This window comes from Pseudomonas sp. FG1, assembly GCF_034313875.1.
GTDB lineage: Bacteria > Pseudomonadota > Gammaproteobacteria > Pseudomonadales > Pseudomonadaceae > Aquipseudomonas > Aquipseudomonas veronii.
Window position 1 is genome coordinate 2435085 of sequence record NZ_JAVIWP010000001.1, and the last position, 14799, is coordinate 2449883.

Here is a 14799-nt window from a genome sequence, read left to right on the forward strand (position 1 = left end):
TTCAGGCCTTGGCGCGATCCAGCAGGTACTGGGTCAGCAGAGGCACCGGACGGCCGGTAGCGCCCTTGTCCTTGCCGCCGCTGGTCCAGGCGGTGCCGGCGATGTCCAGGTGCGCCCAGTTGAAGTTCTTGGCGAACCGCGACAGGAAGCAGGCTGCAGTGATGGTGCCGGCTTTCGGGCCGCCGATGTTGGCGATGTCGGCGAATGGGCTGTCCAGCTGTTCCTGGTACTCATCGAACAGCGGCAGTTGCCAGGCGCGGTCGTCGGCGGCCTTGCCGGCGCTGAGCAGTTGCTCGATCAACTCGTCGTTGTTGCCCAGCAGGCCCGAAGTGTGGGAGCCGAGGGCGACGATGCAGGCACCGGTCAGGGTGGCGATGTCGATCACCGCCTGTGGCTTGAAGCGTTCGGCGTAGGTCAGCGCATCGCACAGCACCAGGCGGCCTTCGGCGTCGGTGTTGAGGATTTCGACGGTCTGGCCGCTCAGGGTGGTGACGATATCGCCCGGACGGGCCGCGCCGCCGCTCGGCATGTTCTCGGCGCAGGCCAGGATGCACACCAGGTTGATCGGCAGCTTGAGCTCCAGCACTGCGCGCAGGGTGCCGAACACGCTGGCGGCGCCGCCCATGTCGTACTTCATCTCATCCATGCCCAGGCCCGGCTTGAGGCTGATGCCGCCGGTGTCGAAGGTGATGCCTTTACCGACCAGGGCGTAAGGCTTCTCGGCCTTCTTGCCGCCGTTGTATTGCATCACGATCAGGCGTGGCGGCTGGTCGCTGCCCTGGCCGACCGCATAGAACGAGCCCATGCCCAGTTCCTTGATCTTCTTCTCATCCAGCACTTCGACTTTCAGGCTTTTGAATTCCTTGCCCAGCGCCTTGGCCTGCTCGCCCAGGTAGGTCGGGTGGCAGATGTTCGGCGGCAGGTTGCCGAGGTCGCGGGTGAACGACATGCCAGCGGCGATGGCCTGGGCGTGGCTCACGGCGCGTTCGACTTCGGCCTGGGCGGCCTTGATGGTCAGCAGGGTGACTTTCTTCAAGGCACGCGGTTCGGCTTTCTGGCTCTTGAACTGCTCGAAGATGTAGCCGCCGTCGAGCAGGCTTTCGGCCAGCAGGCGGGTCTTGCCATAGCTGTCACGGCCCTTGACCACGATTTCATCGAGTGCCAGCGTCGCGTCGCTGCCGCCCAGGCCCTTGAGGGTGGTGAGAATGCCGCTGATGATCTTGCGGAACGGGCGGTCGCCGAGTTCGGCGTCCTTGCCCACGCCCACCAGCAATACGCGCTCGGCCTTCAGGTTCGGCAGGCTTTGCAGCAGCAGGCTCTGGCCGACCTTGCCGGCCAGGTCGCCGCGCTTGAGGACCGCGCTGATGGCGCCGCCGCTCAGTTCGTCGAGTTGTTTGGCCGCAACGCCGAGCTTGCGGCCTTCGCCGACAGCGACCACGAGGGTGGCGGTTTTCAACGTTTCGGGGCTAACGCTTTTTACAACCAATTCCATGTTCGGGTCCCTTATAAAGGTCTGTGAGCCTGGAGTCTGTGTGCTCCGGCTTTTAAAGCCTGGCAGCCGTGTAAACCGCCAGCGACAAAGGCCGCAGTTTGAACCTCGGCGGCGGAGCCTGACAACCCTTGCCGCAGGCTTTGTGTACGCGCATGAGTAAGCTCCGTGACAGGCGCGGTCAATCACAGGATAATGCGCAATCTTTTTAGCCGGCCTGTTTAAACGGGCCGACTCGTTATGCTTGCTTGTTTGGCCGCCTTAGCCTGACAACCCTGGAGTGTCTGGTTTGATTGTCTTCCGTTATCTGTCCCGCGAAGTCCTGTTGACCCTGAGTGCCGTGAGCGCGGTATTGCTGGTCATCATCATGAGTGGTCGTTTCGTCAAATACCTGGCCCAGGCTGCTTCCGGTGCTCTGGACCCCGGCTCACTGTTCCTGATCATGGGCTTTCGTCTGCCGGGCTTTTTGCAACTGATCCTGCCGTTGGGCCTGTTCCTCGGGATTCTGCTGGCCTATGGCCGGCTGTACCTTGAAAGCGAAATGACCGTGCTCTCGGCCACCGGCATGAGCCAGCAACGCCTGCTGGGCATGACCATGATCCCGGCCGCCGGCGTGGCGCTGATCGTCGCCTGGCTGAGCCTGAGCCTGGCCCCCCAGGGCGCCATGCAGTTCGAACTGGTGCTGAACAAACAGGACGCCATGACCGAGTTCGACACCCTCGAACCGGGCCGCTTCCAGGCACTCAGTGACGGTACACGGGTGACCTACACCGAAACCCTCACTGACGACCGCGCCAACCTCGGCGGGGTGTTCATCTCCGAGAAACGCCTGGGGCAGGACAAGAAAGACCGTGGCATCTCCGTCCTGGTCGCCGATTCCGGGCGCCAGGAAGTGCGCCCCGACGGCAGCCGATACCTGATCCTGGAAAACGGCTATCGCTATGACGGCAGCCCCGGCCAGGCCGATTACCGCGCCATCAAGTACGACACCTATGGCGTGATGCTCGCCCGCCCGGACATCAGCAACGAGGTCACCGACCGCGATGCGATCCCGACCCAGGCGCTGTTGGGCAGCACGGAGTTGCGCTCCATCGCCGAGCTGCAATGGCGTATTTCCCTGCCGTTGCTGGTGTTCATCGTGACCCTGATGGCCGTGCCGTTGTCCCGCGTCAACCCGCGCCAGGGCCGCTTCCTCAAGCTGCTGCCGGCGATCCTGCTGTACATGGCCTACCTGACCATCCTGATCTCCGCTCGTGGCTCCCTGGAAAAGGGCAAGCTGTCACCGACGCTGGGCCTGTGGTGGGTACACGGGGTCTTCCTGATGATCGGCCTCGGGCTGCTCTACTGGGAACCTATCCGTCTGAAAATGAAGAGCCGTCTTGGCCAGAAGGAGTTGGCTCGTGGCTAAGCTCGATCGCTACATTGGTAGCAGCGTACTGATCGCCATCCTGGCGGTGTTGGGCATCATTCTCGGGTTGGCGTCGTTGTTCGCCTTTATCGATGAAGTGGGTAACGTCACCGACACGTATACCGTGTGGGACGTGATGAGCTACGTGGCATTGACCGCGCCGCGTCGTCTCTACGACATGATGCCGATGGCTGCGCTGATCGGCTGCCTGATCGGCCTCGGCAGCCTGGCCAGCAACAGCGAGCTGACGATCATGCGTGCGGCCGGGGTTTCCATCGGCCGTATCGTCTGGGCCGTCATGAAACCGATGCTGTTGCTGATGGCGTGCAGCGTGCTGATCGGCGAGTACGTGGCGCCACCGTCCGAAGCCACTGCCCAGGCCAATCGTGCCCTGGCCCAGGGTTCGGGCGATGCGCAAAGCGCCAGGCACGGCCTGTGGCACCGTCAGGGTGATGAATTCATCCACATCAACGCCGTGCAGCCCGACGGCCTGCTGATTGGTGTGACGCGCTACACGTTCGACAAAGAACGCCACATGTTGTCCTCCAGTTTCGCCAAGCGCGCCCAATACAGCGCCGAGCAATGGCAACTGACCGACGTCACCACCACCTACTTCCGCAATGTCGGCCAGGGCACCAAGGCCAGCACCGAAGTGATCAATGTGCCGACCGAGCAATGGGACATCGCCCTGAAGCCGGAACTGCTCAATACGGTAGTGATGATCCCGGAAAGCCTGCCGATCTCCGGGCTGTGGAGCTATATCCACTACCTCAAGGACCAGGGACTGAGCAACGGTCGCTACTGGCTGGCGTTCTGGGTCAAGGTGCTGCAGCCGGTGGTCACCGCCGCGCTGGTGCTGATGGCGATCTCATTCATCTTCGGCCCGTTGCGCTCCGTGACCCTCGGTCAGCGGGTCTTTACCGGCGTGCTGGTGGGCTTTGCCTTCCGTATTGCCCAGGATTTGCTTGGCCCGTCGAGCCTGGTGTTCGGCTTCTCGCCGCTGTTTGCGGTGCTGGTGCCGACCGCGATCTGCGCCCTGGCCGGGTTCTGGCTGCTGCGCCGCGCCGGGTGAGCCTGCGCTTATGAGCAAAAAATGCCCCGTTCGAGAGATCGGGGCATTTTTGTTCTGGTCAGCAAAGATGACGTCCTGCCCGAGCATCAGGTACAATTCCCGGCTATTTTTCAGCGGGCAGTCTGCCTGCAGCCTTTTTGAGTGTTGATCCGTGAGTGATTTGAGTCATATCCGCAATTTCTCCATCATCGCCCACATTGACCATGGCAAGTCGACGCTGGCCGATCGATTCATCCAGATGTGCGGCGGCCTTGCCGAGCGTGAAATGGAAGCCCAGGTACTGGACTCCATGGACCTCGAGCGCGAGCGCGGGATCACCATCAAGGCCCACAGCGTGACTCTGTACTACACCGCCAAAGACGGTATCAAGTACCAGCTGAACTTCATCGACACCCCCGGCCACGTCGACTTCACCTATGAAGTCAGCCGTTCCCTGGCGGCCTGCGAAGGCGCGCTGCTGGTGGTGGACGCGGGGCAGGGCGTCGAAGCCCAGTCCGTGGCCAACTGCTACACCGCCATCGAGCAAGGCCTGGAAGTCATGCCGGTGCTGAACAAGATCGACCTGCCGCAGGCCGATCCGGACCGCGTGAAGGAAGAAATCGAAAAAATCATCGGCATTGACGCCACCGATGCCGTCGAGTGCAGCGCCAAGACCGGCCTGGGCGTCGACGAAGTGCTCGAGCGCCTGGTCAAGACCATCCCCGCGCCTACCGGCAACATCGAAGATCCGCTGCAGGCGTTGATCATCGACTCCTGGTTCGACAACTACCTGGGGGTTGTCTCCCTGGTGCGCGTGCGCCATGGCCGTGTGAAGAAAGGCGACAAGATCCTGGTCAAGTCCACCGGCAAGATCCACCTGGTGGACAGCGTCGGTGTGTTCAACCCGAAGCATACTGCCACCGTTGATCTGAAAGCCGGTGAAGTCGGCTTCATCATCGCCGGCATCAAGGACATCCACGGCGCGCCGGTGGGTGACACCCTGACCTTGAGCAGCACCCCTGACGTCGACGTGCTGCCGGGCTTCAAACGCATCCAGCCGCAGGTCTACGCCGGCCTGTTCCCGGTCAGTTCCGACGACTTCGAAGACTTCCGCGAAGCCCTGCAGAAGCTGACCCTCAACGACTCGTCGTTGCAGTACACCCCGGAAAGCTCCGACGCCCTGGGCTTCGGCTTCCGTTGCGGCTTCCTCGGCATGCTGCACATGGAGATCATCCAGGAGCGCCTTGAGCGCGAATACGACCTGGACCTGATCACCACCGCGCCAACCGTTATTTTTGAGCTGTTGCTGAAAAACGGTGAAACGATTTACGTCGACAACCCGTCCAAGCTCCCGGACCTGTCTTCCATCGAAGACATGCGTGAGCCGATCGTGCGCGCCAATATTCTTGTGCCGCAGGAGCACCTGGGCAACGTCATTACCCTGTGTATCGAGAAGCGCGGCATCCAGCACGACATGCTGTTCCTCGGAACCCAGGTACAAGTGACCTACGATTTGCCGATGAACGAAGTGGTCCTGGACTTCTTCGACCGTCTCAAATCCACCAGTCGCGGCTATGCTTCGCTGGATTACCATTTCGATCGTTACCAATCGGCTAATCTGGTGAAACTGGATGTGTTGATCAACGGCGACAAGGTCGATGCCCTGGCACTGATCGTGCACAAGGACAACGCGCACTACAAAGGTCGACAGTTGACCGAGAAGATGAAAGAACTGATTCCGCGCCAGATGTTCGACGTCGCGATCCAGGCCGCCATCGGCGGGCAGATCATTGCGCGGACTTCCGTCAAGGCACTCAGAAAGAACGTACTGGCCAAATGCTACGGTGGCGACGTCAGCCGTAAGCGCAAGCTGCTTGAGAAGCAAAAGGCCGGTAAAAAACGCATGAAGCAAGTGGGCAACGTGGAAATTCCACAAGAAGCCTTCCTTGCGGTGCTCAGGTTGGATAGTTAGGTCCTATGTCGCTAAATTTCCCGCTGTTGCTGGTCATCGCCGTTGCCGTTTGCGGACTCCTGGCGTTGCTCGATCTGGTGTTCTTCGCCCCGCGTCGGCGGGCGGCTATCGCGTCCTATCAGGGCAGCGTCAGCCAGCCCGATGTCGTGGTGATCGAGAAGCTGAACAAAGAGCCTTTGCTGGTTGAATACGGCAAATCGTTCTTTCCGGTGCTGTTCATCGTGCTGGTACTGCGTTCGTTCCTGGTGGAGCCGTTCCAGATTCCGTCGGGGTCGATGAAACCGACCCTGGACGTGGGCGACTTCATCCTGGTGAACAAGTTTTCCTACGGGATCCGCTTGCCGGTGATCGACAAGAAAGTCATCGAGATCGGTGACCCGCAGCGCGGCGATGTGATGGTGTTCCGCTACCCGAGCGATCCGAACGTCAACTACATCAAGCGTGTGGTCGGCCTGCCGGGTGACGTGATTCGCTACACCAGCGACAAGCGCCTGTTCATCAACGGTGAGTCGGTGGCCGAGAAGCTGCTGGGCACCGAGCCGAACACCCTGGGCAGTGCCGAGCTGTATCAGGAAAAACTCGGTGCGGTGGAGCACGAAATCCGCAAGGAAATGAGCCGCTACCGCGCAATGCCCGATGGCGAATGGAAAGTGCCGGCCGGGCACTACTTCATGATGGGCGACAACCGCGACAACTCCAACGACAGCCGCTATTGGGATGACCCCACCATTCCCAAGGAACTGCTGGGCATGGTTCCCGACCAGAATATCGTCGGCAAGGCCTTCGCGGTCTGGATGAGCTGGCCGGAACCCAAGCTCAGCCACCTGCCGAACTTCTCGCGGGTCGGGCTGATCAAGTAATACAGACGGCGCTGTGATCACAGCGCCGAATGCTTTTCTGGGGCTGGGACAATTTCCGGCCTCATGCAGCACCAATCAGGATTTGAATTTGAACACTGCGTCAATCGTCGATGGCCGCCGGTGCCACCAAACAGATATGGGTAAACCGTGAGCGTTTCTCTAAGCCGTCTCGAGCACCTGCTCGGCTACACCTTCAAGGACCAGGAACTGATGGTCCTTGCCCTCACACACCGCAGTTTTGCTGGGCGTAACAACGAACGCCTGGAATTCCTCGGTGACGCCATCCTCAATTTCGTTGCCGGTGAAGCGCTCTTCGAACGCTTCCCGCAAGCCCGTGAAGGCCAGTTGTCGCGCTTGCGTGCGCGGCTGGTGAAGGGCGAGACCCTGGCCGTGCTGGCCCGTGGTTTTGGCCTGGGCGAGTACCTGCGCCTGGGCTCCGGTGAGTTGAAAAGCGGCGGTTTCCGTCGCGAGTCGATCCTGGCCGACGCCCTTGAAGCGCTGATCGGCGCCATCTATCTGGATGCGGGCATGGAAGCGGCCAAGGCGCGCGTCACCGCCTGGCTGACGTCCGAGATCGAAACCCTGACCCTGGTCGATACCAACAAAGATCCCAAGACCCGCCTGCAGGAATTCCTGCAGTCCCGCGGGTGCGAACTGCCACGCTACGAAGTGGTGGATATCCAGGGTGAGCCCCATTGCCGCGTCTTTTTCGTGGAATGTGAAATCACCTTATTGAATGAAAAAAGCCGAGGTCAGGGTGTGAGCCGTCGTATTGCCGAACAGGTAGCGGCCGCTGCAGCACTGATTGCCCTGGGCGTGGAGAATGGCCATGACTGATTCAACCGCAACACGCTGTGGCTATGTCGCCATCGTCGGCCGTCCCAACGTGGGCAAGTCCACGCTGCTCAACCACATCCTCGGCCAGAAGCTTGCGATCACCTCACGCAAGCCGCAGACCACCCGCCACAACATGCTGGGCATCAAGACCGAAGGCGCCGTACAAGCGGTCTACGTCGACACCCCGGGCATGCACAAAGGCGGCGAGAAAGCCCTGAACCGCTACATGAACAAGACCGCCTCGGCCGCGTTGAAAGACGTCGACGTGGTGATCTTCGTGGTCGACCGCACCAAGTGGACCGACGAAGACCAGATGGTTCTCGAACGTGTGCAATATGTCACCGGCCCGTTGATCGTCGCACTGAACAAGACCGACCGCATCGAAGACAAAGCCGAACTGATGCCGCACCTGAGCTGGCTGCAGGAACAACTGCCGAATGCCCAGATCATGCCGATCTCGGCCCAGCACGGGCACAACCTCGAAGCCCTGGAGCGCGTGATCGCCGGCTACCTGCCGGAGAACGAGCACTTCTTCCCGGAAGACCAGATCACCGACCGCAGCAGCCGTTTCCTCGCCGCCGAACTGGTACGCGAGAAAATCATGCGCCAGATGGGCGCCGAGCTGCCGTACCAGATCACCGTCGAAATCGAAGAGTTCAAGCAACAGGGCAAAACCCTGCATATCCATGCGCTGATCCTCGTCGAACGTGACGGCCAGAAGAAAATCATCATTGGCGACAAGGGCGAGCGCATCAAGCGCATCGGCACCGAAGCGCGCAAGGACATGGAATTGCTGTTCGATTCCAAGATCATGCTGAACCTGTGGGTGAAGGTGAAGGGTGGCTGGTCCGATGATGAGCGCGCATTGCGCTCCCTGGGTTACGGCGACCTGTAAGAACACCGCAGGGCAAAAAATGTGGGAGGGGCTTGCCCCCGATAGCAGAGTGTCAGTCACTAAATATTTTGACTGAGCCACCGCCATCGGGGGCAAGCCCCCTCCCACATTAGGTTTGTGTCGTTTTCACTAGTGCATTCCAGCAACGAGAACCCATGTCCTCAACCCCGCCTCCCAGCCAGCCCGCCTACGTGCTGCACAGCCGCGCCTACCGCGAGACCAGCGCCTTGGTGGACTTCCTCACGCCCCAAGGTCGCCTGCGCGCGGTGTTGCGCAGTGCGCGGGGCAAGGCGGGCACTTTGGCGCGGCCATTCGTGGCGCTGGACGTGGAGTTTCGTGGCAAGGGCGAGCTGAAAAACGTCGGCCGCCTGGAAAGCGTCGGCAACTCTGCCTGGCTCAATGGCGAAGCGCTGTTCAGTGGCCTCTATCTCAATGAATTGCTGATCCGCCTGCTGCCGGCCGAAGACCCGCACCCGGCGGTCTTCGATCACTATGCCGCGACGCTGCTGGCCCTGGCCGAAGGCCGCCCCCTGGAGCCGCTGTTGCGCGCGTTCGAATGGCGCCTGCTCGACGACCTCGGCTATGGCTTCGAACTGAGTAACGACCTGCATGGCGAACCCATTGCCGCCGACGGCATGTATCGTCTGCAGGTCGACGCCGGCCTGGAGCGTGTGTACCTGCTGCAACCCGGCCTGTTCCAGGGCACCGAGCTGCTGGCCATGAGCGAAGCCGACTGGAGCGCCCCCGGCGCCTTGTCCGCCGCCAAGCGCCTGATGCGCCAGGCCCTGGCCGTGCATCTGGGCGGGCGGCCGCTGGTCAGTCGCGAGTTGTTTCGAAAGCCCTGACAACCCCGTGTATGCTGTGCAGCGTTTCTTTCCCCTTTTCAGGAGCGCTTCCGTGACCACCAGCAATCGCATTCTTCTCGGCGTCAATATCGACCACGTCGCCACGCTGCGCCAGGCCCGGGGCACCCGTTACCCAGACCCGGTCAAAGCCGCGCTGGACGCCGAAGAAGCGGGCGCCGACGGCATCACCGTACACCTGCGCGAAGACCGCCGTCACATCCAGGAGCGCGACGTGCTGCTGCTCAAGGACGTGCTGCAAACTCGCATGAACTTCGAAATGGGCGTCACCGAAGAAATGATGGCCTTCGCCGAGCGCATCCGCCCGGCGCATATCTGCCTGGTGCCGGAGACCCGCCAGGAGCTGACCACCGAAGGCGGCCTCGACGTGGCCGGCCAGGAAGCGCGGATCAAGGCTGCGGTGGAGCGTCTGTCGCAGATCGGCAGCGAAGTCTCGCTGTTCATCGACGCCGACGAGCGCCAGATCGAAGCCGCGCACCGGGTCGGTGCGCCGGCCATCGAATTGCACACCGGGCGTTATGCCGATGCGACCACGCCGAGCGAAGTCGCCGCCGAGTTGCAGCGCATTATCGACGGCGTGGCCCAAGGTCTGCGTGAAGGCCTGATCGTCAACGCCGGCCATGGCCTGCATTACCACAACGTCGAAGCCGTGGCGGCGATCAAGGGCATCAACGAGCTGAACATCGGCCATGCGCTGGTGGCGCATGCGCTGTTCGTCGGTTTCAAAGGTGCGGTCGCCGAGATGAAGGCCCTGATCCTGGCCGCTGCCAAACACTAAAAGCAATGAAGATCCAATGTGGGAGGGGCTTGCCCCCGATAGCGATGTGTCAGTCAACTCATCTATAGCTGACCCACCGCAATCGGGGGCAAGTCGAATCGTCGCACCGCCCCTCCCACATTAGCCTTCGGTGTTTTTGGCATGCGGCAATGCGAAGTCTTACTGTTTAGCCGTCGCAGGTGTATCGTATCTGCCCTTTGCAGGCCCTCGGCCCGCAGCAGATACGTGAGGTTGTTGTGTCCCGATCCTTTTCCCGTCGACAAATCCTGGGTGGTCTTGCCGGCCTGGCCGTAGTGGGCGTCGGTGCCGGTGGCGGCTACCGCTACTGGCTGGGGAAAGTCGCCGAGGCCGAGGCGGGACATGACTACGAACTGATCGCCGCGCCCCTCGATGTGGAACTGGTGCCGGGGCACAAGACCCAAGCCTGGGCGTTCGGCCCGTCGGCCCCCGGCACCGAGCTGCGCGTGCGCCAGGGCGAATGGCTGCGGGTGCGTTTCATTAACCACCTGCCGGTCGCCACCACCATCCATTGGCATGGCATCCGCCTGCCGCTGGAAATGGACGGCGTGCCCTACGTCTCGCAGTTGCCGGTGTTGCCCGGCGAATACTTCGACTACAAGTTCCGCGTGCCCGACGCCGGCAGCTACTGGTATCACCCCCATGTGAACAGCAGCGAAGAACTCGGCCGTGGCCTGGTCGGCCCGCTGATCGTGGAAGAGCGCGAACCCACCGGTTTCAAGCACGAACGCACCCTCAGCCTAAAAAGCTGGCACGTCGACGAAGAGGGCGCCTTTGTCGCCTTCAGCGTGCCCCGTGAAGCGGCGCGTGGCGGTACGGCCGGGCGCCTGTCGACCATCAATGGCGTGGCCCAGGCGGTGATCGATTTGCCAGCCGGGCAGATCACCCGCGTGCGGTTGCTCAACCTCGACAACACGCTGACCTATCGCCTCAATATTCCCGACGCCGACGCGCAGATCTATGCGCTGGACGGCAACCCCATCGAGCCGCGCCCCTTGGGCAAGGAATACTGGCTCGGCCCGGGCATGCGCCTCTGCCTGGCGATCAAGGCCCCGCCGGCGGGCGAAGAATTGTCGATCCGCAACGGCCCGGTGCGCCTGGGCACGTTCCGTTCGGTGGCCAACGCCGACGCGCCAAGCGCATGGCCGCCGGCGCTGCCCGCCAATCCGATCAGCGAGCCGGACCTGGCCAACGCCGAGAAACTCAACTTCAATTTCGAATGGGTCGGTTCGGTGTCGGTCAACGTCGACAACGGCAAACCGCCGAGCCTGTGGCAGATCAACGGCCAGGCCTGGGACATCACCGACAAGGCCTGCGCCGACCGCCCGATTGCCAGGCTGGAGAAGGGCAAAAGCTACATCTTCGAACTGAAAAACATGACCCAATACCAGCACCCGATCCACCTGCACGGCATGAGCTTCAAGGTGATCGCTTCGAACCGCCACACGGTGATTCCGTACTTCACCGACACCTACCTGCTGGGCAAGAACGAACGTGCCCGCGTCGCGCTGGTGGCGGATAACCCGGGCGTGTGGATGTTCCACTGCCATGTGATCGACCACATGGAAACCGGCCTGATGGCCGCCATCGAGGTAGCGTGATGCGCCAGTTTCGCCCCACGGCGATCATTGACCGCAGCCGCGACCAGGACTTCATGCGCGAAGCCCTGGCCCTGGCGGCACAGGGCGCGGCGTTGGGCGAAGTGCCGGTGGGCGCGGTGCTGGTGCAGGACGGTGTGATCATCGGCCGTGGCTTCAATTGCCCGATCAGCGGCAACGACCCCAGCGCCCACGCCGAAATGGTCGCCATCCGCGCCGCCGCCCAGGCGCTGAGCAACTATCGCCTGCCCGGCAGCACGCTGTATGTGACGCTGGAACCGTGCAGCATGTGCGCGGGCCTGATCGTGCATTCGCGCATTGCGCGGGTGGTCTACGGCGCACTGGAGCCGAAGGCGGGGATTGTGCAAAGCCAGGGGCAGTTTTTTACCCAGGGCTTTCTCAACCATCGGGTGCTGTTTGAAGGCGGGGTACTGGCCGAGGAATGCGGGGCGGTGTTGAGCGAGTTCTTCAAGGCCCGCCGGGCTAAGCCGCCACTCTAAAGAACACTGATGAACAAATGTGGGAGGGGGCTTGCCCCCGATAGCAGTGTGTCAGTCAGCTTATCTATAGCTGACCCACCGCCATCGGGGGCAAGCCCCCTCCCACATTTTTGATCTCCATTTTTTCAGGGAGATTGGGGTCACTTCCTGGCGATGATCACCGCCCGCATCGGCGCCGGCAGCCCTTCAATCGTCTTGCTATGGTCTTCCGGGTCGAGGAAGTCACTCAGCGACTGATACTTCATCCACTCCGTCCCGCGCTGTTCTTCAACCGTGGTCACACTCACATCCACACAGCGCACCTCACTGAACCCGGCCCGGCGCAGCCACAGCATCAACGCCGGCACCGATGGCAGGAACCATACGTTGCGCATCTGCGCGTAGCGGTCTTCCGGCACCAGCACCTGTTGCTGATCGCCTTCGATCACCAGCGTTTCCAGCACCAGTTCACCGCCTTTGACCAGGCAGTCTTTCAGCGCCAGCAAATGCTCGATCGGTGAGCGACGGTGGTAGAACACGCCCATGGAAAACACAGTGTCGAAGCCTTCCAGGTTCGCCGGCAAGTCCTCGAACGGGAACGGCAGGTGCCACGCGTTCGGCGCCGACAGGTAACGTTGCACCGCCTGGAACTGGCAGAAGAACAGCCAGTTCGGGTCCACGCCGATCACACTGTCGGCACCGGCGCCGAGCATGCGCCACATGTAATACCCATTGCCGCAGCCTACATCGAGAATGCGCTTGCCCTTCAGGTCCAGGTGCGGCGCGACCCGCGACCACTTCCAGTCCGAACGCCATTCGGTGTCCACATGCACGCCGAACAAGTGGAACGGGCCCTTGCGCCACGGGCACAGGCCCATCAATGCGCTGTGCATCTGCGCGCGCGTGGCGTCGTCGCAATCGCTGTCGAGGGTCAGGCCATTGAGCAAATCGACTTCGCTGGGCTGGATCTTCGGCAATGCATCCAGCGCGCTCTGCCAGCGCTCCAGGTCGCCATGCCCCTTTTCCATCTTGCTATCGAGTTGCGCTTGCAGGCCCTGGGCCCACACGGCCAGGGGAGTGCCGACCAGATGGCGGGCGAGGGGGGACAGATCAATCATGGCAAGGCAATCAACGAGGCAAAGTTAAGACACTGGAACCACGGCACGACTTTCGAGAACCCGGCCGCCAGCAGGCGTTCGCGGTGTTCTTCGAGGCTGTCGGGCTTCATGACGTTTTCGATGGCGCTGCGCTTCTGGGCGATTTCCAGCTCGCTGTAGCCGTTGGCGCGTTTGAACGCGATGTGCAGGTCGGTGAGCAGCGCGTGTTCTTCAAGGTCATTGAAGCGCAGCTTTTCCGAGAGGATCAGCGCACCGCCGGGCAACAACGCCTGGCGGATGCGCCCGAGCAACGCCAGGCGCTGATCGGGGGCGATGAATTGCAGGGTGAAGTTCAGCGCCACCACCGAGGCCGGCTGGAACTGCAGCGCGAGGATATCGCCCTCGATCACCTGGACCGGCAGCAACTCCTGGAACATCGAGTCCTGGCCATTGAGGTACTCGCGGCAGCGCTCGACCATCGCCGTCGAATTATCCACCGCGATGACGTGGCAGCCGTCGGTACGCACGTGGCGGCGCAACGCCTGGGTGACCGCGCCGAGGGAGGACCCCAGGTCGTACAGCACACTGTTGGGCTGGGCGAACTGCGCGGCGAGCACGCCGAGGTTTTCGACGATGGTCGGATAACCGGGCACCGAGCGCTTGATCATGTCCGGGAACACCCGCACCACGTCTTCGTTAAAGGCGAAGTCCGGCACCTGGGGCAGGGGCTGGGCGAATAGGCGATCGGGTTCTTTGCTCACGGTTGTTCCGGCGACGAGGGGGGAAAGGCGGGCATTTTAGCCAAGTTGCTCCTTGGATGCGCGGGTTGTCTGATGGAACGCCGAGGCGGTGATGCCCCATTGGCCGAGCCAGTAAGTGGCGATCAGCAGATACGGCGCCGCGTCGAAGCTCAGCACAAAGCGATTGATACCGATCAGCGTGTCGGAAACCACAAACGATACGGCCCCCGCCGCCGCCAGTAGCGCCGAACGCTTGGGCACCGCGCTGCCCAGTCGCGCCAGCGCCCGCCAGAGCATCGCGCTGATCACCAAGGCGTAGACCACCACTGGAATCAGCAAGTCGCCGAGGCCATGGGCGATCAGGATGCTCAGCAGCATCGCGCCGACGCCCAGCGCCAGCACCAACGGCAGCCACGCCAAGCGTCGGCAGTCGCTGAAATAGGCTTTGAGGTACGCCAGGTGCGCGCACAGAAACGCGCCCAGGCCAAAGATAAACAAGTCGCCCGGCCACGCCAGCAACACATCGCCGACCAGGGAGAAAATCAGCCCCAGGCTGATCCAGCGTCGATAGTCGCTCGGCGGCGCGTCATGCAGCCAGCCCAGCAGCGCCAGCACCGGCAACGGTTTGACCAGCAGGCACAGTAACGCCGCGTGGACGGTCAGGCCGTAGATAAAGGTGCCGGCGCCCATCAACGCAAGAATCAGCCATGGCAT

General features: G+C 62.0%; 14 protein-coding genes. 10 read left to right on the forward strand and 4 right to left on the reverse strand.

Annotated elements, in window-relative coordinates; genetic code table 11:
- Nucleotide 1: 1 nt before the first annotated feature.
- Complete coding sequence (locus RGV59_RS11250) at nucleotides 2-1492, reverse strand: leucyl aminopeptidase (RefSeq protein ID WP_046488603.1); 1491 nt, start codon at nucleotides 1490-1492, stop codon at nucleotides 2-4.
- A gap of 286 nt (nucleotides 1493-1778) precedes the next feature.
- Here RGV59_RS11250 and lptF point away from each other — a divergent pair, with 286 nt between their 5' ends.
- From lptF to tadA, 10 genes are all read left to right on the forward strand, one after another.
- Entirely contained in the window at nucleotides 1779-2897 is a 1119-nt protein-coding gene (lptF, locus tag RGV59_RS11255) for an LPS export ABC transporter permease LptF (RefSeq protein ID WP_126586205.1), read from the forward strand.
- The gene (gene lptG, locus RGV59_RS11260; protein ID WP_102617533.1) at nucleotides 2890-3969 is read left to right on the forward strand and encodes an LPS export ABC transporter permease LptG; all 1080 of its coding nucleotides are present in this window, start codon (nucleotides 2890-2892) and stop codon (nucleotides 3967-3969) included. The genes lptF and lptG overlap by 8 nt, the downstream gene beginning before the upstream one ends.
- 151 nt (nucleotides 3970-4120) lie before the next feature.
- The gene (lepA, locus tag RGV59_RS11265; protein WP_017844542.1) at nucleotides 4121-5920 is read left to right on the forward strand and encodes a translation elongation factor 4; all 1800 of its coding nucleotides are present in this window, start codon (nucleotides 4121-4123) and stop codon (nucleotides 5918-5920) included.
- Nucleotides 5921-5925: 5 nt separating this feature from the next.
- Nucleotides 5926-6780 carry a signal peptidase I gene (gene lepB, locus RGV59_RS11270; RefSeq protein ID WP_102617532.1) on the forward strand — a complete coding sequence of 285 codons (855 nt, stop codon included), beginning with the start codon at nucleotides 5926-5928 and terminating at the stop codon, nucleotides 6778-6780.
- A 147-nt stretch (nucleotides 6781-6927) separates the two neighbouring features.
- A complete protein-coding gene (rnc, locus tag RGV59_RS11275) occupies nucleotides 6928-7617 on the forward strand; it encodes a ribonuclease III (protein WP_026139742.1) in 690 nt (229 codons plus the stop codon).
- On the forward strand, nucleotides 7610-8512 hold the full coding sequence (gene era, locus RGV59_RS11280; protein WP_003210432.1) for a GTPase Era: 903 nt from the start codon (nucleotides 7610-7612) through the stop codon (nucleotides 8510-8512). The genes rnc and era overlap by 8 nt, the downstream gene beginning before the upstream one ends.
- Before the next feature lie 155 nt (nucleotides 8513-8667).
- Nucleotides 8668-9357, forward strand: a complete 690-nt coding sequence (gene recO / locus RGV59_RS11285; RefSeq protein ID WP_017844545.1) for a DNA repair protein RecO — start codon at nucleotides 8668-8670, stop codon at nucleotides 9355-9357.
- 52 nt (nucleotides 9358-9409) lie between these two features.
- Nucleotides 9410-10153 (forward strand): pyridoxine 5'-phosphate synthase, encoded by a 744-nt coding sequence (gene pdxJ / locus RGV59_RS11290; protein ID WP_017844546.1) that lies wholly within the window; start codon nucleotides 9410-9412, stop codon nucleotides 10151-10153.
- A 236-nt stretch (nucleotides 10154-10389) separates the two neighbouring features.
- Entirely contained in the window at nucleotides 10390-11772 is a 1383-nt protein-coding gene (locus RGV59_RS11295) for a multicopper oxidase family protein (RefSeq protein ID WP_102617542.1), read from the forward strand.
- A complete protein-coding gene (gene tadA / locus RGV59_RS11300) occupies nucleotides 11772-12269 on the forward strand; it encodes a tRNA adenosine(34) deaminase TadA (RefSeq protein WP_017844548.1) in 498 nt (165 codons plus the stop codon). The genes RGV59_RS11295 and tadA overlap by 1 nt, the downstream gene beginning before the upstream one ends.
- A gap of 140 nt (nucleotides 12270-12409) precedes the next feature.
- Here the strand turns inward: tadA and cmoB are convergent, their stop codons facing one another.
- From cmoB to RGV59_RS11315, 3 genes are read right to left on the reverse strand one after another with little or no spacing between them, the layout of a single operon-like run.
- Nucleotides 12410-13366: a tRNA 5-methoxyuridine(34)/uridine 5-oxyacetic acid(34) synthase CmoB gene (gene cmoB / locus RGV59_RS11305; RefSeq protein ID WP_102617531.1), complete on the reverse strand. Its 957-nt coding sequence runs from the start codon at nucleotides 13364-13366 to the stop codon at nucleotides 12410-12412.
- Nucleotides 13363-14106, reverse strand: a complete 744-nt coding sequence (gene cmoA / locus RGV59_RS11310; protein ID WP_017844550.1) for a carboxy-S-adenosyl-L-methionine synthase CmoA — start codon at nucleotides 14104-14106, stop codon at nucleotides 13363-13365. The genes cmoB and cmoA overlap by 4 nt, the downstream gene beginning before the upstream one ends.
- Nucleotides 14107-14142: 36 nt before the next feature.
- Complete coding sequence (locus RGV59_RS11315) at nucleotides 14143-14799, reverse strand: lysoplasmalogenase (protein ID WP_046384582.1); 657 nt, start codon at nucleotides 14797-14799, stop codon at nucleotides 14143-14145.

What these genes read in the sequence shown, in the direction of transcription:
- tadA (WP_017844548.1), top strand. Translation starts at nt 11,772, where the DNA reads ATGCGCCAGTTTCGCCCCACGGCGATCATTGACCGCAGCCGCGACCAG.
- recO (WP_017844545.1), top strand. Translation starts at nt 8,668, where the DNA reads ATGTCCTCAACCCCGCCTCCCAGCCAGCCCGCCTACGTGCTGCACAGC.
- lepB (WP_102617532.1), top strand. Translation starts at nt 5,926, where the DNA reads ATGTCGCTAAATTTCCCGCTGTTGCTGGTCATCGCCGTTGCCGTTTGC.
- era (WP_003210432.1), top strand. Translation starts at nt 7,610, where the DNA reads ATGACTGATTCAACCGCAACACGCTGTGGCTATGTCGCCATCGTCGGC.
- RGV59_RS11250 (WP_046488603.1), bottom strand. Translation starts at nt 1,492, where the DNA reads ATGGAATTGGTTGTAAAAAGCGTTAGCCCCGAAACGTTGAAAACCGCC.
- cmoB (WP_102617531.1), bottom strand. Translation starts at nt 13,366, where the DNA reads ATGATTGATCTGTCCCCCCTCGCCCGCCATCTGGTCGGCACTCCCCTG.
- RGV59_RS11315 (WP_046384582.1), bottom strand. Translation starts at nt 14,799, where the DNA reads ATGCCATGGCTGATTCTTGCGTTGATGGGCGCCGGCACCTTTATCTAC.